The following is a 20,837-nucleotide window of genomic DNA, read 5'->3' as shown; positions in this document are numbered from 1 at the left end:
TAAAAATAGAATAAAATTGGTTCGTGAATTATACTCTAACTAATTCAAAAAAATGTGAAGTTCGTCACAAATCTAAAAATAACCATAGTAGAATATATAATTATTCTTAATAGTTTTAATGTAAGGCTATAAGAGTTAATTCATTCATATATCTACATTATTAGTTAGTGAATTTCTTTCACAAGAACTTGTTTTAATATTTCTCGCTCCTCTCTTGCAAGAGCTTGCCCAAATTGGTTCGTCAAAATAAAAAAGTCCTCGGCTTTCTCGCCCACGGTGGTAATTTTCGCATTCAATAAATTGAGATTTAGCTCACTGAAGATTTGGCTCACTTGCGCTAATAACCCAGGTTTATCCAACGCAACCAGCTCCATTTCAGTATGCTCTTTTTTGTTTTCATGTAAAAAACGTACGTCGGTTTGTACAGTGAAGTGTTGAAGCTGGCGATTAGGCGTAATAGAAAGTTCGGGTAATTTTTCACTTTGAAGCGCTACTGTTAGGGCTTGCTCTAGTTCTCGGCGGCGATCAAATTCCACTAATTCACCGTTAAGTTCCGTGATGATAAAGCTATCAAAAACATAACCATCTTGTGTCGTAATAATCTGCGCATCATGGATACTGAATTTTTTTGCGCCTATGGTACTCACCACTTTATTAAATAAGTGCGGTTGATCTTGGCAATAAATAAACACTTCCGTGCCGCCAAGTGAAAAGCGATTACTAATTTTCACTAATAATGCCTCATCGAAATCCACCAGTAAACTTGTATGCCACGCGATTTGTTTTGGCGTATTACGCACAAAATAATCTTCAGGACAATGAGCCCATAATTGCTCAATCAAGATTGGTGCAATATCGGAATAATCCTGCGTTAAAATTTGTTGTGCAAGTTTTCGGTTTTCTTCCGATTTTTCTGAGTAATCAAGCAATTCTTTCATGCCTTGTACAAATTGCTGTTCAGTAAATTCATATAAAGAGGCAAAAAGCGAACGTTTCCAGCTATTCCATAAATTACCATTGGTTGCACAAATATCCGCCACCGTTAAACAAGTGAGATAATCTAATCGAACTTGATTTTGCACGGCTTCCGCAAAATTCATAACCACTTCAGGATCATGAATATCACGGCGTTGCGCCGTAATTGACATCAGCAAATGAGATTTTACGAGCCAAGCAAGGGTATCAATTTCTCGGCGATCTAAACCATGTAATTGCGCAAAGTCTGCCACATCTTCTGCGCCAAGTTCTGCGTGATCACCGCCCCGCCCTTTTGCAATATCGTGGAACAACGCCGCAATATAAAGCAAAGTGCGGTCAGAAAGTTGGCTAAAAATTCGATGGGCAATCGGATGTTCTTGCGCACTTTCCTGTGACAGAAAACTTTCCAATTTCAACATCACGCGCAATGTATGCTCATCCACCGTATAAATATGGAATAAATCAAATTGCATTAATCCCTCAATGGCTTGCCATTGGGGAAGATACGCTGTTAATACGCCATATTGGTGCATTGGTATAAATGCACGCTTAATCGTATTAGGTTGATTAAACAAACGTAGAAATTTTTCTCGAGCAGCAGGAATCTCGCATAATTTCTGTGGTAGTTGATCTAAGGTAATTTGTAATTGACGCAAAGTATCAGAATGAATATTAGCCTGTTCGTACTGCGTTAAATAAAAGAATAGATCTAAAATTCGCTCTGGTTTTTCTTGAAAAGCACGGCTATTACGCAAACATAAGCATTGGTTAATCAGTTGAAAATCATCGTCTAACTGATGAATCACACTGTCCTGATTTGATGAAAGCACATTTTCTCGATAATGCTGAATCAACAAATTACTGATAAGCGAAATTCGGTGCAATGCTTGGAAAAAACATTTCATCATTTTTTCCACAGCTTGATTGTCTTCCCCTCGGAAACCCAACAATTCGCTGACTTTAATTTGACGGTCAAACAACAGACGATTATCGTAACGTTTCAAAATTAAATGCAAAGCGAACCGCACTTTAAATAAAAATGCACGACTTTCTTGTAGTTGCTGATATTCTTGAGGATAAATAAAACCACTTTGTAAAATGGCCTCAAGAGTCAGCGCCCCCGAATGGCGCAACGCAACCCAATACAACAAATGCAAATCTCTCAAGCCACCCGGGCTGTACTTAATATCTGGCTCAAGGTTATAAGCCGTATTGTGATAACGCTGATAACGTTCTATTTGCTCTTGCACTTTGGCATTAAAAAAATCTTCTTTCGACCAAAAATCAGTATTTTTTACCAATTCGTTTAGCACATCAAAGTGCGGTCGATTTCCAGCAAGAAATCTGGCTTCTAATAAATTGGTGGCAATCGTAATATCTTGTTTTCCTTCCGATTCACATTGTTCTAAGGTTCGAACACTATTTCCCACCTCAAAGCCACAATCCCATAAAAATTGGATAAATTGAGTAATTTTTTCTTCAATTTCTGGGCTAGGTATTTGCTCGACCAAAATTAAAAAATCTAGATCCGACAAAGGAAACATCTCACGCCGTCCATAACCGCCAACTGCAATTAAAGTAATCCCCTGTTGTTCACTTAATCCCATTTCATGCCAAAGTTGAATCAATAAGGCATCATAAAAATCACTGCGATTTTCAATAAGCTCAAAAATGGAATAACGAGAAAAATTCTCAAGCTCAAATTGCTTAAGATTTTCTCGCTCAATTTTGACCGCACTTGGTGTTAAAGGAGAAGAGAGTGTCGGAGAAAACAGCATATGAATTGCCTTTTGTTAAATCAAAGTTGCTTTATTATAAAGAAAAACAAAAAGGGCGTATATCTACGCCCTTATCTTATAATTTAATGTCAATTACACATTCACCATAATCCGCGAAATTCGACCTTCCGCAATTTCTTCATCGCGGATAGTCATCACTTCACAACCAGTTTCCGTGACAACAAGTTGATGTTCATATTGTGCTGAATGGCTGCGATCTTTGGTTTTTACTGTCCAACCATCTCCCATCACGCGCACTTCTTTTTTTCCTGCATTAATCATTGGCTCAATGGTAAACACCATTCCGGGTTTTAAAATCACGCCACCATCATCTGCGTAATAATGCAACACTTGAGGTTCGCAGTGAAATTCTGTACCAACACCATGTCCACAATATTCACGCACAACACTGAAAGTTTGACTTTCAGTATATTTTTGCACAGCTTTACCTACTTCATTTAAACGAATACCTGGTTTTACTGTGCGCAATCCCACGTATAAGGCTTCCTGTGCCGCTTCCACTAACTTTTTACTACGAATATTCGTTGCACCACCCACGATATACATTTTTGAGTTATCGCCAAAATAACCGTCTTTAATCACCGTGACATCAATATTCACAATATCGCCATTTTTAAGCACTTTATCGTCACTTGGAATACCGTGACAGACAACTTCGTTAATGGAAATACAAGTAGATTTTGGGAAACCGTGATAATTCAAACAAGCGGGAATAACCTTTTGTTCATTTACCATATATTCATGGCAAATGCGATCAAGCTCGCCTGTGGTTACTCCTGCTTTTACGTAAGGTTCAATCATCACCAGCACATCCGAAGCCAATTTGCAGGCCTCACGTAGTTTTACAATTTCTTTTTCTGTTCTAATTGGAATAGCCATTTTATTTCACCTTTTTTGAAAAAAATTTTGCCAGATTATAGCACGATTTCTAGGAAAAAACTGGATTACACTTGAATGGAGTAAATGGTTATTAGATAATAACGGAATTCAAATTTTCGGGAAGCGGGAAATAATTATGACAGATAACATTACAGTACCATTGACATTTACTGATGCAGCAGCGAATAAAGTAAAAAATTTAATCAGCGAAGAAGAAAATACTAATTTGAAATTACGCGTGTATATCACGGGTGGTGGCTGTAGCGGTTTCCAATATGGTTTTACTTTTGATGAAAAAGTGAATGAAGGCGATTTAACGATTGAAAAATCAGGGGTTCAACTTGTGATTGACCCAATGAGTTTACAGTATTTAATCGGTGGTACCGTCGATTACACAGAAGGTTTAGAAGGTTCACGCTTTACTGTAAATAATCCAAATGCTACCAGCACTTGTGGCTGTGGTTCATCCTTTAGTATCTAAGATGGATTTTCAATTTACACATTATCAAGGCAATGTATCCGTAAAATGTTCGATGGAACACATTGCTCTTGCTAACTGGTTCAATACTGAAGTGCGGTCAAATCCAAAGGCGATTTTGACCGCACTTTCTACTGCGCAATCACTCTCTGAAAATCAAGAAAATATCTTAATTGGCGCAGAATATACATTGTTTTTAGATGCTGATGAAGTAATGGTACGAGCGAATAATCTCGCCATTGAAACCGATGAAATTCTGGAAGACGATTTTCATTATTATGATGAAGAAAGCATTGCTTTTTGTGGCACGCAAGATTTTATCCATTTCCTCGAAGCTTATGTTGATTTTATCTCTTAACCGACTATGACCATCGAAAACGTTCAAAAAAATCCCGAAGAAAAAACACCTAAAAAACGCCGTTCTTTCAAAAGCTTTCTATTAAAAGTAGCGTTTAGTGGTGCGGTATTAACCGTATTTTATGGCGGATATTTAGATTGGCAAATCCGTTCAAAAATGGATGGGCAAATTTGGCGTTTGCCCGCTGAAGTATATAGCCGTATTGAAAGTGTGAAAATTTCAGATAATCTCGCTTTTGATGAAGTGATTCAAATTTTATTAGATAACGAATATCGCCAAACGACCATGGTAGCCGCACCAGGCGATTTCAAATTAGAAGATGATACAATTGTTGTTCTTCGTCGAGCTTTCCCTTTCCCTGATAAACCAGAACCACAACGAGTTTTACGTTTACGTTTTGTCGATAACAAACTTAATCGAATTGAAGATCTCGTTGCCGTAAAAGCAATCGATGAGTTTCGCCTTGCGCCAAAATTGATTGCAATGTTGGAATCTGACAATGAAGATCGCCTTGCAATTCCTTTACAAAATTACCCGCGCTTATTGATTGACGCCCTAATTTTAACGGAAGATCGCCGTTTTTATGATCATCATGGTATAAACCCAGTAGGGATTATACGAGCATTAATTACCAATATTCGTGCAGGACAAACGGTACAAGGTGGTAGTACACTCACTCAACAACTCGTAAAAAATTTATTTTTATCAAGCGAACGTACAATTACCCGTAAAGCGAACGAAGCCTTGATATCATTAGTGTTAGATTGGCGTTATGATAAAAATCGTATTCTCGAAACCTATCTCAATGAAATTTATCTCGGACAAAATGGTGATACGCAAATTCACGGTTTTGAATTAGCCAGCCAATTCTATTTTGGTCGTTCAATTCGTGAAATTAGCTTAGATCAAATTGCACTTTTAGTCGGGATGGTCAAAGGTCCTTCACTTTATAATCCTTGGCGTAATCCTCAAAATGCCTTAGAACGTCGTAATGTTGTTTTAAAGCTCATGCTTGAACATAAAATGATCGGTGATGAACTTTACCAATTATTAAGCCAACGACCTTTAGGTGTTCAACAAAAAGGACAAGTCTCCCGTAAATATCCGTCATTTATTCAAACTTTACAGGCGGATTTACGTCGTGAACTAGGCGAACATAAAATATCCAGTTTACTTGGTGCACGGATTTTCACCACAATGGATTTAAAACAACAAGCTCAAGCAGAAAATGCAGTGGTGAATACAGTTTCACAACTACAACTGAAAACGAAAAATCCATATTTAGAAGGAGCCATGATTGTTGCGGATTACCGAGTGGGTGAAATTCGTGCGGTAGTGGGTGGTTTACAAACGCAATATGCGGGGTTTAATCGTGCATTAATGGCAAAACGTCAGATTGGTTCTTTAGTAAAACCTTCTATTTATTTAACCGCACTTTCAAATCCAGAACAGTTCCGCTTGAATACCCCAATTAACAACCAACCAATTACGATTAATATCAAAGGCAGCCCGCCGTGGCAACCGCGCAACTATGACAAAAAATATAGTGGTTCAGTGATGTTAATGGATGCCTTAGCACGTTCTTTAAATATTCCAACTGTAAATATTGGGATGAAAGTCGGCTTGAGCAAAGTCATTGATACACAAAAAGCGATGGGATGGGATAATGTGGAAATTCCAAAAGTGCCGGCTATGTTGCTCGGGGCTTATACCATCTCACCTTATGATGTAACTAAACTTTATCAAACTATTGCGAATCAAGGTGGACGGATTGAACTCACAACTGTCGATACCATTGCGGATCGTCAAGGAAATATCATTTATCAACATGATAAAACCGCAAAACAAGTGGTACCACAAGAAGCCGCATTCCAAACGTTATTTGCGATGCAACAAACTGTTGAACGTGGTACAGCTCGTAGCTTGCAAAATGATTATGCGGATTTACGTTTAGCCGGTAAAACAGGGACAACAAATGATGCGCGTGATACTTGGTTTGTGGGGATCGATGGAAAAAATATCAGCACGGTTTGGCTTGGTCGCGATGATAATGGTGAAACAAAACTTACTGGTGCATCAGGCGCATTACAGATTTATAAAGATTATTTAAGCCATACTTATATTGAGAAATTGAAGCTAAATAAACCTGAGAATATGAAATGGGTTGGTATTACCCAACATGGCAGCTGGGATTGTGACAGCAATCGAGTGATCCCAGTTTGGGTCAATAATGGGCAGAATTTCTGCGGAGGCACATCAAATGCTTCTCCATCGCCAGCTACTCCACCAGCTGAAACAGAAATTCCTCCTCGACAAGAAAGCGTCTGGGATGTATTGGATAACCCAAATCCACCCGCACAATAATTAATCGCGGTATATTTCTAATAATAAGCAAATTTTTTGAAGCGAAAAAACTACACTTCCCCTGAAATTTCAGGGGATTTTTTTATTTCTTAAAAAAAAATAGCAAACGTTTGCTTTAAAAGTGCGGTACAATACGCACCAGTTTTTACTTTCATACAGGTGCAAAACGATGACACAACAACTCCCCACTCTAAGTCTAAAAAAAATCTATTCAGGTAAAGTACGTGATCTCTATGAAATCGATGATAAACGCATGCTAATGGTTGCTTCTGACCGCTTATCTGCATTTGATGTTATTTTAGATGATCCTATTCCACGAAAAGGCGAAATTCTGACTCAAATTTCCAATTTTTGGTTTAACAAACTTGCTCACATTATGCCGAATCATTTCACTGGTGAGAGTGTTTATGATGTGTTACCAAAAGAAGAAGCTGATTTAATCAAAGATCGAGCTGTAGTGTGTAAACGTTTGAATCCCATTAAAATTGAATCTATCGTACGTGGCTATCTAACTGGCAGTGGTTTAAAAGATTATAAACAAACTGGTACCATCTGCGGATTAAAACTACCCGAAGGCTTAGTTGAAGCCAGTAAATTACCAGAACCTATTTTCACTCCGTCAAGTAAAGAAGCCGTTGGCAGTCATGATATAAATATCAGCTATGCAGAATGTGAAAAACTCATCGGGGCTGATTTAGCCGCACAAGTAAAAGAAAAAGCTATCGCACTTTATACTGCTGCTGCAGAATATGCACTGACTAAAGGCATTATTATTTGCGACACAAAATTTGAATTCGGTTTAGATGAAAATGGCACGCTCACATTAATGGATGAAGTATTAACACCAGACTCTAGTCGTTTTTGGTCTATCGATACTTACCAAGAAGGGATTAATCCTCCATCATTCGATAAACAATTTGTACGCGATTGGTTAGAAAATAGCGGCTGGAATAAACAAGCGCCCGCCCCGAAAGTGCCAGAAAATATTATTCAGAAAACGGTTGATAAATATCAGGAAGCACTGGATTTATTAACAAAATAGAGATCAAAATCCCTGCTATTTACAGCGGGGATTTTTATGCATGATAACAACTAAAGATTTTCAGCCTTAATACATAAAAGGCTAGACAAACATAAAAAGTGCGGTTATATTTAAGTGACTTTTTATTCAAATAAAATGATTAATTATTCAATCTAAATTATAAACAAGGAAAAGATATGTCAAATACAATTCTACAACATTTACCTAAAGGGCAAAAAGTCGGTATCGCTTTCTCTGGTGGCTTAGATACCAGCGCGGCATTACTTTGGATGCGTCAAAAAGGTGCCGTGCCTTATGCATACACCGCCAATTTAGGCCAACCTGACGAAGATGATTACAGCGCAATCCCTAAAAAAGCGATGGCGTATGGTGCAGAAAATGCTCGCTTAATTGATTGTCGTGCTCAGCTTGCTCATGAGGGCATTGTGGCAATTCAATGCGGTGCATTCCATATTTCTACAGGCGGAATTCCTTACTTCAATACGACTCCACTAGGTCGCGCAGTAACTGGCACAATGCTTGTTGCAGCAATGAAAGAAGACGATGTGAATATTTGGGGGGATGGCTCTACATTCAAAGGGAATGACATCGAACGTTTCTATCGTTATGGTTTATTAACAAACCCGAATTTAAAAATCTATAAACCTTGGTTAGATGCGCAATTTATTGAAGAACTTGGTGGCCGCTTTGAAATGTCTCAATTTCTTATCGAAAATGGTTTTGACTACAAAATGTCCGTTGAAAAAGCCTACTCGACCGATTCCAATATGTTGGGTGCAACCCATGAAGCAAAAGACTTAGAGCAATTAAGCACAGGCATGAAAATTGTTAAACCAATTATGGGTGTCGCATTTTGGGATGACAATGTAGAAATTAAACCAGAAACAGTAACCGTCACTTTTGAAGAAGGCGTCCCAGTTGCATTAAATGGTAAACATTTTGATAATGCAGTTGATATTATTCTAGAAGCCAATCGTATCGGTGGCCGTCATGGTTTAGGGATGTCTGACCAAATCGAAAATCGTATTATTGAAGCCAAATCTCGTGGTATTTATGAAGCACCAGGGATGGCATTATTGCATATCGCTTACGAACGTTTGGTAACTGGTATTCACAATGAAGATACCATCGAACAATATCGTATTAATGGCATCCGTTTAGGCCGTTTGTTATATCAAGGTCGTTGGTTTGATCCGCAAGCATTAATGCTGCGTGAAACAGCACAACGTTGGGTGGCAAAAGCAATTACGGGTACAGTAACACTTGAACTTCGTCGTGGTAACGACTTCACTATCTTAAATACCGAATCACCGAACTTAACCTACGAAGCAGAGCGTTTAAGTATGGAAAAAGTGGAAGATGCGCCATTTGATCCAATTGATCGTATCGGTCAATTAACTATGCGTAATTTAGATGTATCTGACACCCGAGGTAAACTTGGTATCTATGCACAAACAGGTTTATTAAGCGCAATTAAAGATTCAGTATTGCCACAATTAGGCAAGAAATAAGATAAAAGTGCGGTTCAAATTTCTCTTAAATGTTGACCGCACTTTCAGTGATTAACGATAGTTCACTTGCTCACTATCGGATAAATGAATGGTGGTCTTCGCCAGCTGCGTTTCAGAAATCACCTTACCATGACGAATAGAATAACGTGCAGGAACTTGACGGCGTACGGCATCAAAGCCATTTTCTGCAGGCAGTACAATAAAGTTTGCACTGTTACCTTCTTTGATTCCATAATCCGTTAAACCTAATGCTTTCGCACTATTTTCAGTGACTAATTTCAGACCATCATTAATTTGACCATATCCCATTAACTGGCAAACATGTAATCCCATGTGTAATACCTGTAGCATATTCGCTGTACCAAGCGGATACCAAGGATCAAACACATCATCATGCCCAAAACAAACATTGATATTATTTTTGAGCATCTCTTTTACTCGCGTTACACCGCGACGTTTTGGATAGGTATCAAAGCGTCCTTGAAGATGAATATTCACTAATGGGTTTGCCACAAAATGAATTTTTGACATCTTTAATAGTCGGAAAAGACGAGATGCATAAGCATTATTATATGAATGCATGGCCGTTGTATGGCTTGCCGTCACTTTTTCTCCTATGTCATATTTCAAGGCTAATGCCGCGACCGTTTCAACAAAACGAGATTGTTCATCATCAATTTCATCACAATGAATATCAATCTGTTTGTTGTACTTGCGAGCAATATCAAAAGCGATATGCATCGACTCTACACCATATTCACGGGTAAATTCAAAATGAGGTATGCCGCCAACAACATCTGCGCCCATCTCCATAGCCTGATCTAATAATTTCTCGCCATTTGGATAAGACAAAATACCTTCTTGTGGAAATGCTACAATCTGTAAATCCACCCAAGGAGCGATTTCTTTTTTGACTTCAAGCATAGCTTTTAGCGCAGTTAATGTTGGATCAGAGACATCAACATGAGTACGGACATACTGAACCCCACTTGCAATCTGCCATTTTAATGTCTTCCATGCGCGAGATTTTACATCTTCATGGCTTAACAATGATTTACGCTCAGCCCAACGTTCAATCCCTTCAAATAAGGTACCAGATTGATTCCAATTTGGCTGTCCTGCGGTTTGTGTCGCATCTAAATGAATATGAGGCTCTACGAATGGAGGATAAACAATACCTTCTTCACCATCGAGTATCTCACCTAAATAATTAAAAACCTCATCTTGAGAAAAAATTCGACTAATTTTTCCTTCTTCAATTAAAATCTGCCATAACCCTTCGCGATTATGAATATGTACATTTTTAACTAACATTCTTTTTCCTTATTTCATCGCTAATTTTTTACCGAGTAATGGTGTTAAAACCAAATAGGTAACTGCTCCACCAATTACCGCATTTACAGGGATAATGCCTGGTAATAATTTACCGCAAACCACACCAACAATAACTGAAACAATAGCAGTCCAATTTATATTTAAGAATCTAGCTTGTTCAAAATTTTCATAAGCTTTACGACGTAAAATATAATCAGCAATAATGACACCACCAACGGGAGGAATTGCTGAAGATAAGAAAGTAAGCCAACCGACGAAATTATTATATAACCACAAGGCACATAAGGTTCCGATAATACCATTGACGACGGATAAAGTTCGGCTACTTAATCCTGTAATATTCGCAAAACCTAAACCCGAAGCATAAAGCGCGTTATCATTTGTTGTCCAAATATTTAAACCGAGCACAATAATGGCTGGAATAATAAGGCCTTGAGCAACCATCACATCAGAAATATCTGACATTCCAGTCACAGCCGCGCCTGCAGCGCCAAAAATAAACATTAATGAATTACCTAAAAAGAAAGCAATCATACTAATAATGATTGCTTGCTTTGCTTTTCGACCAAATCGAACAAAATCGGCAGTTAATGAGCCTGCACTAATAAAGGAGCCCACAACTAAGGTGATCGCCATTGAGAGTGAAATGCTTTCTTTTGGCACAATATGTTGTAATACTTCTAAACCACCGCCATTAGTAACGGCAAGATAAACTGAGTAAGAACCTAATATGGCAATAGCAGGTACCGCAATAGTGGAAAGAATCGTCAGCGCTGAAATACCAAAGAAGACCGTAATCGTCATCAATAAACCTGAGCCAAGAATTAAATAATTCACATCAATACCAGTTACTTTATTAACAGGGATTGCAAACATCGCCACGCCGACACCAAACCAACCAACTTGAGTGCCGCCAAGCAATAAGGAGGGTAACCAAGATCCTCGAATACCAAAAGAATAACGCGCTAAAATATGCGTGGTTAATCCAGTTTTAGCCCCTATATACCCAAGAAAAGATGTATAAAGACCTAACATTAGGTTACCTAAAATAACAGCAAGCCAGAAATCATTATAAGTTAACGACGTACCTAATGTTCCCCCCGTCCACATACTTGCTGAAAAGAATGTTAAACCTAACATCACAAATGTTAAAGCAATCATACCCTTTCGTTCATTGAAAGGAACGGGTTTTAAACTAAAATTTTCCGAACTCATGAAATAATCTCCTCCCAAATAAAAGATCTAGGCATTCTAATACGATAAAAATGCAAAAGCAAACGTTTGCGCAACTAACTATAAAACAGATAAATTTGAATACTTATAGTTTTTAACAATATCACTTTGATAAGCAGATAGATTAATTAGTGCTTTTACTATTAAAATTGACATACATCAATTTTTTAGGACACAAAAAGGTATTGTAAACGGAATAATTTGGCGTGCATTATGCTTAATTACACTTCAGAACTTTTGGATAAAAAGTGCGGTATTAAACTAAGAAAGTTTTTAAAAAGAAAAAACCGATTTTCAATCACTGAAAATCGGTTTAAAGAAGAACAATTTTATTGAACGATTTCGCCGACAATACTGCGAGTTACCTCTTTCACTTCCGTAAGTTTCACTTTCACAATATCACCTATTTTGTAAATGCGCTGACCTTTAATATAAAGGGCAATCTCATCAGAATTCACCTGCATTTCTTCTTTATTACTATGTAAAGTTGAAGCAGGTATAAACATTGAGGCGCCATTTTCTAATAATTGCACACGTAATCCACCACGCATCACATCTTGCACCTCCGCATCAAATTCAGCATTTTCTGAGACTTTATTAGCAAGATAGCGACAATATAACCAGTCTGCGATATCACGTTCTACTAGGCGATTTTGGCGACGAGCCTCTTGTAAACGTGCCAGTACTTCATCTTGTGGCTTATTACAAGCTTGTTGTGTCAGTACGGCTTTAATTAAACGATGGTTCACCATATCAGAATATTTACGAATTGGTGATGTCCATGTCGCGTACCCTTCTAAACCAAGACCAAAGTGCGGTGCTAATTCTGATTTAAATTCGGCGAAAGTTAAATAACGACGTAAACGGAATTCTAAGTAGTCGCCTTCAATCGGTTCAATATCATGGCGCATTTGGCAATAACCGTTTAATGTCGCCAAATTTTCTACCGAATAACGCTCAGCAAGTTCAGCTTGATTTTGTTCATTGGCTAAATTTGCCATTAAGAAATTGAGCGCATTCTCTAAGAATTTCTTATCAAAACCGCTATGCGTATTGAAAATACCAGTTTGTGCCTGCTCTGCTAAAAATTGTGCGGCACAAATGTTAGCAATAATCATCGATTCTTCGACAATTTGATTGGCTATACGACGATATTCTGCTTTGATTTCTGCCACTTTGCCATTTTCAGCGAGCACAAAAGAATAATCCGGTTTTTCTTTAAATAACAAAGAATGCGTCTTACGCCATTGAATACGAGCTTTGGTAAATTGATGTAACCAATCAATTTGCTGTGCAATTTCTGAAGTTTCGGGTTGCCATGCGTTATCTGCCTGTTCTAAATAATCCGACACTTTGTTATAAGCCAATTTCGCTTTAGATTGAACATAAGCCGAAACAAAATGCGGTTTGGCCGTGATATTGCCTTCAAGATCCGTTTCGATATAACAAACAAGCGCTGGACGCGTTTCATTTGCAATTAACGAACATAATTCATCAGATAATTCACGTGGCAACATTGGGATGTTAAAACCTGGCAAATAATTGGTGAAACAACGCTGTCTCGCATCTTTTTCAATTTGAGAATCTAACGCGATATAAGCAGTTGGATCCGCAATCGCGACAACTAATTTCCAAGCTGTTTGTACGCCATTTTGTTCGATAGGCTCGATATATAAGGCATCGTCCATATCCATTGTGCTTTCTGAGTCAATCGTCACAAAATGAAGTGCAGTCAGATCTTCACGGGTTTGTTGATCTAACATTTCATAACTTTCAGCGCCTTGCACAGGATAACGAGATTGCTCATGACGTGCCAATGTTACCCACCAAGGGGCAAATTCATCATCAGCTCGGCAAATAAACTGATTAATAGTGGCATAGAAAAAGCGATCATCACGTAATGGGTGCGTTTTTAAATTAGCAACCACCCAATCGCCTTCTTGTAATTCTTCTTTTACAGATTTGGCTTGTTGTGCGCCAATGGGTTGGTTAATACTTGGATGATCCACCAAAACTTGCAATTTCTTGTCTTTATTGAACCGCACTTTTGCAATGAAACGTGTCAACATTGGCTCAATTAAGGATTCCGGCTCGGCTTGTTCTTTGTCGCCTTGCTTTTCAATAGTAGCTTTGATTTTGTCGCCGTGCATAACCTTTTTCATTGAAGGCGGTGCGATGAAATAAGTTTTCTTATCGCACTCTAAAAAACCATAGGCTTTATCTGTGCTTTTTACCACGCCTTCTACATGCTCTTTGCTGTCGTGGATTTGTTGTTTAAGTTGTGCGAGTAAAGGATTATCTTGAAACATAGTTATATTTTAAAAAAGAGAAAAGGCAGACTGAAAAGCCTGCCTAAAAAATAATATAAGAAAAATTATTCTTCGCCTAATTCGCCCATTGCGGTAATGCTGAAACCTGCATCTACATGAACAATTTCACCGGTAATACCTGATGCTAAATCAGAGCATAAGAATGCCGCTGAGTTACCCACATCTTCGATAGTGACAGTGCGGCGTAATGCAGCGGTTTTCTCAAAGGTAGAAAGCATTTTTTTGAAGTTTTTAATGCCTGATGCCGCTAAAGTACGGATTGGACCAGCAGAGATTGCATTCACACGAATACCTTCTTTACCTAAATCCGCAGCCATCACGCGAGTTGCCGCTTCAAGAGATGCTTTCGCTAAGCACATAACGTTGTAGTTAGGAATTGCGCGTTCTGCACCTAAATAAGAAAGCGTTAATAATGCAGCATTTGGATTTAAGTAAGGACGTGCTGCTTGAGCCATTGCAACGAAGCTGTATGCGCTAATATCGTGAGCAATACGGTAACCTTCACGTGTCGCTGCGTTTACGTAATCACCATCTAATTGGTCACCTGGCGCAAATGCGATTGCGTGAACAAAACCATCAAATTTATCCCAACGCTTACTTAATTCTGCAAAGCAATTTTGAATGCTTTCATCAGTTGCAACATCTAAAGGAAGCACGATATCAGAACCAAATTCTTTAGCAAATTCTTCTACGCGCGGCTGTAATTTATCGTTTAAATAAGTGAAAGCCAGTTCTGCACCTTGTTCTTTCATTGATTTTGCGATCCCGTAAGCGATAGAACGATTGCTTGCAAGACCGGTGACTAAAATGCGTTTACCTGTTAAGAAACCCATAATTTTTCCTATATTGTTAGCGTAAAAAACTTGCGTAGTATAAGCGAAAATTTGTCTTTGTACAAAGCAGACCAATTTTTCTAAGAAAACCAACCGCACTTTATTTACAAATTCGTTTGAGCAAAAACCTAAAATCAGCGAAAATAGCCCACATTTTTAATTGAATGAAGAAGAAACAATGAGTTATCCATTAGAAGAAGTTAATAAACGTCGCACTTTTGCGATTATTTCCCACCCCGATGCAGGTAAAACAACCATCACCGAAAAAGTACTTTTATACGGAAATGCAATTCAAACAGCAGGTTCTGTAAAAGGCAAAGGCTCGACTGCGCATGCCAAATCCGACTGGATGGAAATGGAAAAACAACGTGGAATTTCGATTACCACTTCCGTAATGCAATTTCCTTATAACGATTGCTTGGTGAACTTACTTGATACCCCGGGGCACGAAGATTTCTCTGAAGATACTTACCGCACTTTAACTGCTGTGGACAGCTGTTTAATGGTTATCGACTCCGCAAAAGGGGTTGAGGAACGTACAATTAAACTAATGGAAGTAACTCGCTTACGTGATACGCCAATCATCACCTTCATGAACAAACTCGACCGCGATATTCGCGATCCAATGGAATTATTAGATGAAGTGGAAAATATTCTGAAAATTCGTTGTGCACCAATTACATGGCCGATTGGTTGCGGAAAATTATTTAAAGGCGTTTATCATATCGCTAAAGATGAAACCTATCTTTATCAATCCGGTCAAGGCTCAACTATTCAAGAAGTTCGCATTGTGAAAGGTTTAAATAGCCCAGAATTAGATGCTGCTGTTGGCGACGATTTAGCGCGACAACTTCGCGATGAATTGGAATTAGTGCAAGGCGCAAGTAACGAATTTGAACATGATGCCTTTATTAAAGGTGAACTTACACCAGTATTTTTCGGGACAGCATTAGGTAACTTTGGTGTGGATCATTTCCTTGATGGTTTAACACAATGGGCGCCAAAACCACAATCTCGTCAAGCAGATACAAGAACCGTTGAAAGTTCAGAAGAAAAATTCAGTGGTTTCGTATTTAAAATTCAAGCTAACATGGATCCAAAACACCGTGACCGAGTTGCCTTTATGCGTGTTGTTTCAGGCAAATATGAAAAAGGCATGAAGCTCAAACACGTTCGTATCGGCAAAGATGTGGTGATTTCTGATGCCTTAACCTTTATGGCGGGCGACCGCTCTCACGCAGAGGAAGCGTATGCGGGCGATATTATCGGCTTGCATAACCACGGTACGATCCAAATTGGCGATACCTTTACGCAAGGTGAAACTTTAAAATTTACCGGTATTCCAAACTTTGCTCCAGAACTATTCCGCCGTATTCGCTTGAGAGATCCACTCAAACAAAAGCAATTACTTAAAGGCTTAGTACAACTTTCAGAAGAAGGTGCAGTGCAGGTATTCCGCCCATTAATGAACAACGATTTAATTGTAGGTGCTGTGGGTGTCTTGCAGTTTGATGTGGTGGTTTCTCGTCTAAAAACTGAATATAACGTAGAAGCGATTTATGAAAATGTGAACGTTGCAACCGCACGCTGGGTGGAATGTGCCGATGCGAAAAAATTCGAAGAATTTAAACGCAAAAATGAGCAAAATTTAGCTTTAGATGGTGGAGATAACTTAACCTATATTGCGCCAACAATGGTAAATCTGAATTTAGCTCAAGAACGTTATCCTGATGTCGTTTTTTACAAAACTCGTGAACATTAAAACGACAAAGTGCGGTGAAATTTCACCGCACTTTTCCAGAAAAAAAGCGTTGAAATTTAATTCAACGCTTTTCTTTTATTTAGAGACTTTTTCTTGTCTTAATCGCCAAAGTTGATAAACATTCACAACGGTTAAAAATGCATTTAATAATGCTACAGGATAAGCGGCGATAATTACGCTATAGATCACAAATAAAATTGCGCCAATGCTGTTCACTATGCGTAAATGTACGATAGATTTAAACAAAAACGATACTGCAACAAAAAAGGTTGCGATATAACCCAATAATTCAACTAAATTCAATTCCATAGTTCTGTTCTCTTCGATTAAAAATAAAAACGGGCGCCATGATAAAAGATTTTTAAAACAAGGAAAAGATCAGAAAAAAAAGCAACCGATTGCAAGATGAAATTATTTTTTCTTATGAAAAATAAAGGTATTTTCATCATCATTAGTGCATAAAAAGCCGGGACGAGTGCGCACATCTAAAATCTTGGGAGCATATCCAATTTGGGGGGATTAGATAACATAAACTCGCTCAACCCGCACTTTGTCACCGGCTAAATTCTTTTAGCAATCTAGATGATCTTACTATGAACAATAAAAGAATTTAATAAAACGAGGTTCTATCTTTTGTAATAACTAGAATTCCAATTTCTACCATTCTAGAAATTGGACTAATTATAAACCATGAAGTAACTTTAGATTCAAGAGAATTCTAGAGAAATGAAAGTTATGATTTTATTCTAAATGAAGACAAGTTGTACTAAAAACATATAGAAAAGCGTACCAACGGCAATAGATAGAAACATATTTTTCTTCCAAAAATGCAGCCCTAGCACCAGTATGCCTGCAAGAAAATCAGGGATACCATGATAACCAGTTAAAACATCAATATTCTTATAGCAATAAACTACAAGCATACCAAACATAGCTGGAGGTAAAACTTTCCCAAGATAGCGAATATATTGTGGAATAGGACGATTAGCTGGGAACACAAAAAATGGCAATAAGCGCGTAAATTGCACAGTAAGCACACAAATTCCAATCGTCATAATCTGTTCTGTGAGTGTCATTTTAGCAACTCCAATTTTGTGTCTAATTTAAGCCCACGCATAGTTAGAATTAACCAGATACCAATTAATGTTGGAATTAAGAAATATTCTTTGCCTACAATCAGTAAAAAAGCCAATGCAATCACTAAACCCAATAGAGAGCTTTCATGGGATTTTTCCTTTATCCAATTTTCTGCAAAAATGACTAAGAAAAGAGCGGTCATCGAGAATTCCACACCTTTTAAATCAAAAGGTAAAACAGAGCCAAATAAGTTACCCATTGCTGCGCCAATCACCCAATAAATATGCAAATATAAGCTTACAAAAAACATATACCAACCTTTATCTAAGTACGGTGGAATTTTGGCCATATAATTTAAAGAAAAAGATTCATCTACAAGGGTAGTAATTAAATACCAACGTTTATGACCGATATGTACCCCATATTTTTCTAACATTGATATGCCATAGAAAATCTGGCGAGTACTGATCATTAAGGTAATTAATAACACACTGATTGGAGAAAAAGGTGCGATAAGTGCTCCAGCAGCAATAAACTCAACAGAACCGGCATAAATAAGTAAAGCCATCAAAGTAGGATATAAAAATCCGAAACCTAGTGCCTTCATATAAATACCGTATGCCACACCAAGAAATAGAAATCCTGCAATCATCGGTGCACTATAAGGAAAAGCAGCTTTAGCCGCTGCACTAATCGGGTGAGGCTGCTGATTTTGTTGAAAAAAATTCATTTATTACTTCTATAAATCTAAAACAGATAGCCCTGGTAAAGTTGAAAAACTTTGAGCTTTTACGGTTTGATAAAAATCTTCTAAATAAGAAAGGGATTCATCTTCTTTGCGAATAGCCGCATATAGATTGCTATATAAACCTTCTTTTGTGACTTTTCTTGCCACGACATAGCCCTTTTCCAAATAAGGCAACGCAGCCCAATAAGGGATAGTCGCAATGCCACGACGACTCGCTACTAATTGAATCATAGCAATAGTCAATTCAGTTGTGCGGCGAGTAGGATTAATGCCTTTTGGTTTAAGCACTTTCCGCAATAGATCTAACATATCATCAGGAACTGGATAAGTTACCCAGGTTTCATCTGCAAAATCTTCCGCATCCCAAATTTCTTTTTCTGCCAAAGGATGATCTTTTGAGCAAATTCCAACCATCTCATAAGAAAAGAGCGGTTTAAAAATTACATCATCATTATACTCTACTTCTGATACTATCGCCCAATCTGCTCGGTGAGAAAGCAATAAACCAACAGGATCCGTATGAAAACCAGATACAATATCCAACTCAACTAGCCCCCAATGCCGACGAAATTCGTCCATAGCAGGCATTAACCAATCAAAACAAGTATGACATTCCACAGCTATGCGAAGCTGACCCGCATCTCCGTCTTTAACCCTAGCAAGATCACGTTCAGCATCTACGACTTTTGGCATCACTTCATTAGCAAGACGAATTAAACGTTCTCCCGCAGAAGTAAAACGAAGTGGATTACTTTTACGCTCAAACAAAGGTAAACCAAACTGTTCTTCTATTAATTTAATTTGGTGAGAAAGGGCTGATTGGGTTAAATATACTCGCTTTGCTGCCAAAGAAACGCTCCCTGTCTCTTTTAAGGCCAATAAAGTTTTAAGATGTCTAAATTCTAGAAAGGTTGGTTTCATTAAAAATATTCATACAAAATAGAAAATTAGATGATAGATATAATACCTTAAAATACGAAATATTCGAATTAATATTCTATAGAAAAAACAAAAAACCCATATCTTTCGACACGGGGTTCTTCTGTTTTTACTTAATTTAGATATGTATTTGGTAACCTGGCGGTGCCCTACTCTCACATGGGGAAGCCCCACACTACCATCGGCATTACAGCGTTTCACTTCTGAGTTCGGTATGGTGTCAGGTGGTTCCACCGCACTATCGCCGCCAGGATAATTCTTTGATAACTTGTATTCTTACTTCTATCTATGTTCTTCATTGGCCACAAGCTGAATCTGATTTTCTTTTTATTGAGTCTTCTATATCTACTTTTCTTTGTTTAGTCTTCTCTTTCGCTCTTTTCCAAAAACACTTGAGCGTTGTATAGTTAAGCCTCTCGGGCAATTAGTACAGGTTAGCTCAATGACTCACATCACTTACACACCCTGCCTATCTACGTCTTAGTCTTAAACAACCCTTACAGGTTTATAACCTGGGAGAACTCATCTCTTGGCAAGTTTCGTGCTTAGATGCTTTCAGCACTTATCTCTTCCGCACTTAGCTACCCGGCAATGCGTCTGGCGACACAACCGGAACACCAGTGGTGCGTCCACTCCGGTCCTCTCGTACTAGGAGCAGCCCCAACCAATTCTCCAACGCCCACGGCAGATAGGGACCGAACTGTCTCACGACGTTCTAAACCCAGCTCGCGTACCACTTTAAATGGCGAACAGCCATACCCTTGGGACCTACTTCAGCCCCAGGATGTGATGAGCCGACATCGAGGTGCCAAACACCGCCGTCGATATGAACTCTTGGGCGGTATCAGCCTGTTATCCCCGGAGTACCTTTTATCCGTTGAGCGATGGCCCTTCCATTCAGAACCACCGGATCACTATGACCTACTTTCGTACCTGCTCGACTTGTCTGTCTCGCAGTTAAGCTTGCTTATACCATTGCACTAACCTCACGATGTCCGACCGTGATTAGCAAACCTTCGTGCTCCTCCGTTACTCTTTGGGAGGAGACCGCCCCAGTCAAACTACCCACCAGACACTGTCCGAGACCGCGTTCCGCAATCTTCGTTAGAACATCAAACGTTAAAGGGTGGTATTTCAAGGACGACTCCATAATCACTGGCGTGACTACTTC

16 protein-coding genes and 2 rRNA genes are annotated in these 20,837 nt (G+C 38.5%); 6 read left to right on the top strand and 12 right to left on the bottom strand.

The annotated features are described in order from the left end of the window. Positions 1-164: 164 nt before the first annotated feature. Both glnD and map read right to left on the bottom strand, forming a co-directional pair. A complete protein-coding gene (gene glnD / locus FE813_RS07290) occupies positions 165-2,756 on the bottom strand; it encodes a bifunctional uridylyltransferase/uridylyl-removing protein GlnD (RefSeq protein ID WP_139990049.1) in 2,592 nt (863 codons plus the stop codon). Between the two features lie 93 nt (positions 2,757-2,849). Next, positions 2,850-3,656 (bottom strand): type I methionyl aminopeptidase, encoded by an 807-nt coding sequence (map, locus tag FE813_RS07285; protein WP_139990048.1) that lies wholly within the window; start codon positions 3,654-3,656, stop codon positions 2,850-2,852. Between the two features lie 136 nt (positions 3,657-3,792). On the opposite strand from map, the gene erpA reads away from it, so the two are divergent. The 5 genes from erpA (at position 3,793) to argG (ending at position 9,409) form a co-directional block, all read left to right on the top strand. Beyond that, entirely contained in the window at positions 3,793-4,137 is a 345-nt protein-coding gene (gene erpA / locus FE813_RS07280) for an iron-sulfur cluster insertion protein ErpA (protein ID WP_118800289.1), read from the top strand. Between the two features lies 1 nt (position 4,138). Further along, on the top strand, positions 4,139-4,492 hold the full coding sequence (locus FE813_RS07275; protein ID WP_114891772.1) for a YacL family protein: 354 nt from the start codon (positions 4,139-4,141) through the stop codon (positions 4,490-4,492). Positions 4,493-4,498: 6 nt separating this feature from the next. After that, complete coding sequence (gene mrcB / locus FE813_RS07270) at positions 4,499-6,856, top strand: penicillin-binding protein 1B (protein WP_139990047.1); 2,358 nt, start codon at positions 4,499-4,501, stop codon at positions 6,854-6,856. Between the two features lie 169 nt (positions 6,857-7,025). After that, a complete protein-coding gene (locus tag FE813_RS07265) occupies positions 7,026-7,898 on the top strand; it encodes a phosphoribosylaminoimidazolesuccinocarboxamide synthase (RefSeq protein ID WP_111696622.1) in 873 nt (290 codons plus the stop codon). A 176-nt stretch (positions 7,899-8,074) separates the two neighbouring features. After that, positions 8,075-9,409, top strand: coding sequence for an argininosuccinate synthase (gene argG / locus FE813_RS07260; RefSeq protein WP_139990046.1), 1,335 nt, complete (start codon positions 8,075-8,077; stop codon positions 9,407-9,409). Positions 9,410-9,460: 51 nt separating this feature from the next. Here the strand turns inward: argG and FE813_RS07255 are convergent, their stop codons facing one another. From FE813_RS07255 to FE813_RS07240, 4 genes are all read right to left on the bottom strand, one after another. Continuing rightward, positions 9,461-10,723, bottom strand: a complete 1,263-nt coding sequence (locus tag FE813_RS07255) for a cytosine deaminase (RefSeq protein ID WP_139990045.1) — start codon at positions 10,721-10,723, stop codon at positions 9,461-9,463. Positions 10,724-10,732: 9 nt separating this feature from the next. Beyond that, complete coding sequence (gene codB, locus FE813_RS07250; protein WP_139990044.1) at positions 10,733-11,959, bottom strand: cytosine permease; 1,227 nt, start codon at positions 11,957-11,959, stop codon at positions 10,733-10,735. Between the two features lie 347 nt (positions 11,960-12,306). Then, positions 12,307-14,286, bottom strand: coding sequence for an exoribonuclease II (gene rnb, locus FE813_RS07245; RefSeq protein WP_139990043.1), 1,980 nt, complete (start codon positions 14,284-14,286; stop codon positions 12,307-12,309). A gap of 65 nt (positions 14,287-14,351) precedes the next feature. After that, entirely contained in the window at positions 14,352-15,140 is a 789-nt protein-coding gene (locus tag FE813_RS07240) for an enoyl-ACP reductase FabI (RefSeq protein WP_005644958.1), read from the bottom strand. A 178-nt stretch (positions 15,141-15,318) separates the two neighbouring features. Between FE813_RS07240 and prfC the strand changes: the two genes are divergently transcribed. Further along, the gene (prfC, locus tag FE813_RS07235; protein WP_139990042.1) at positions 15,319-16,902 is read left to right on the top strand and encodes a peptide chain release factor 3; all 1,584 of its coding nucleotides are present in this window, start codon (positions 15,319-15,321) and stop codon (positions 16,900-16,902) included. Positions 16,903-16,977: 75 nt separating this feature from the next. Here prfC and FE813_RS07230 read toward each other — a convergent pair whose 3' ends face one another. The 6 genes from FE813_RS07230 to FE813_RS07205 all read right to left on the bottom strand — a co-directional run. Next, positions 16,978-17,211: a YgjV family protein gene (locus tag FE813_RS07230; RefSeq protein ID WP_118808948.1), complete on the bottom strand. Its 234-nt coding sequence runs from the start codon at positions 17,209-17,211 to the stop codon at positions 16,978-16,980. Between the two features lie 437 nt (positions 17,212-17,648). Then, positions 17,649-17,978, bottom strand: coding sequence for a branched-chain amino acid transporter permease (locus FE813_RS07225; protein ID WP_139990041.1), 330 nt, complete (start codon positions 17,976-17,978; stop codon positions 17,649-17,651). Then, positions 17,975-18,709 (bottom strand): azaleucine resistance protein AzlC, encoded by a 735-nt coding sequence (gene azlC, locus FE813_RS07220; protein WP_139990040.1) that lies wholly within the window; start codon positions 18,707-18,709, stop codon positions 17,975-17,977. Before azlC ends, FE813_RS07225 begins: the two co-directional genes overlap by 4 nt. Positions 18,710-18,718: 9 nt before the next feature. Next, a complete protein-coding gene (locus FE813_RS07215; RefSeq protein ID WP_139990039.1) occupies positions 18,719-19,648 on the bottom strand; it encodes a LysR family transcriptional regulator in 930 nt (309 codons plus the stop codon). A 154-nt stretch (positions 19,649-19,802) separates the two neighbouring features. Then, positions 19,803-19,918, bottom strand: a 5S ribosomal RNA gene (gene rrf, locus FE813_RS07210). A gap of 151 nt (positions 19,919-20,069) precedes the next feature. Next, positions 20,070-20,837, bottom strand: a 23S ribosomal RNA gene (locus tag FE813_RS07205); the annotation flags it as partial.

It is taken from the genome of Haemophilus seminalis (assembly GCF_006384255.1).
Classification (GTDB): domain Bacteria; phylum Pseudomonadota; class Gammaproteobacteria; order Enterobacterales; family Pasteurellaceae; genus Haemophilus; species Haemophilus seminalis.
The sequence above is the reverse complement of the archived record's forward strand: the minus strand, read 5'-3'. Positions and strand labels throughout refer to the sequence as shown.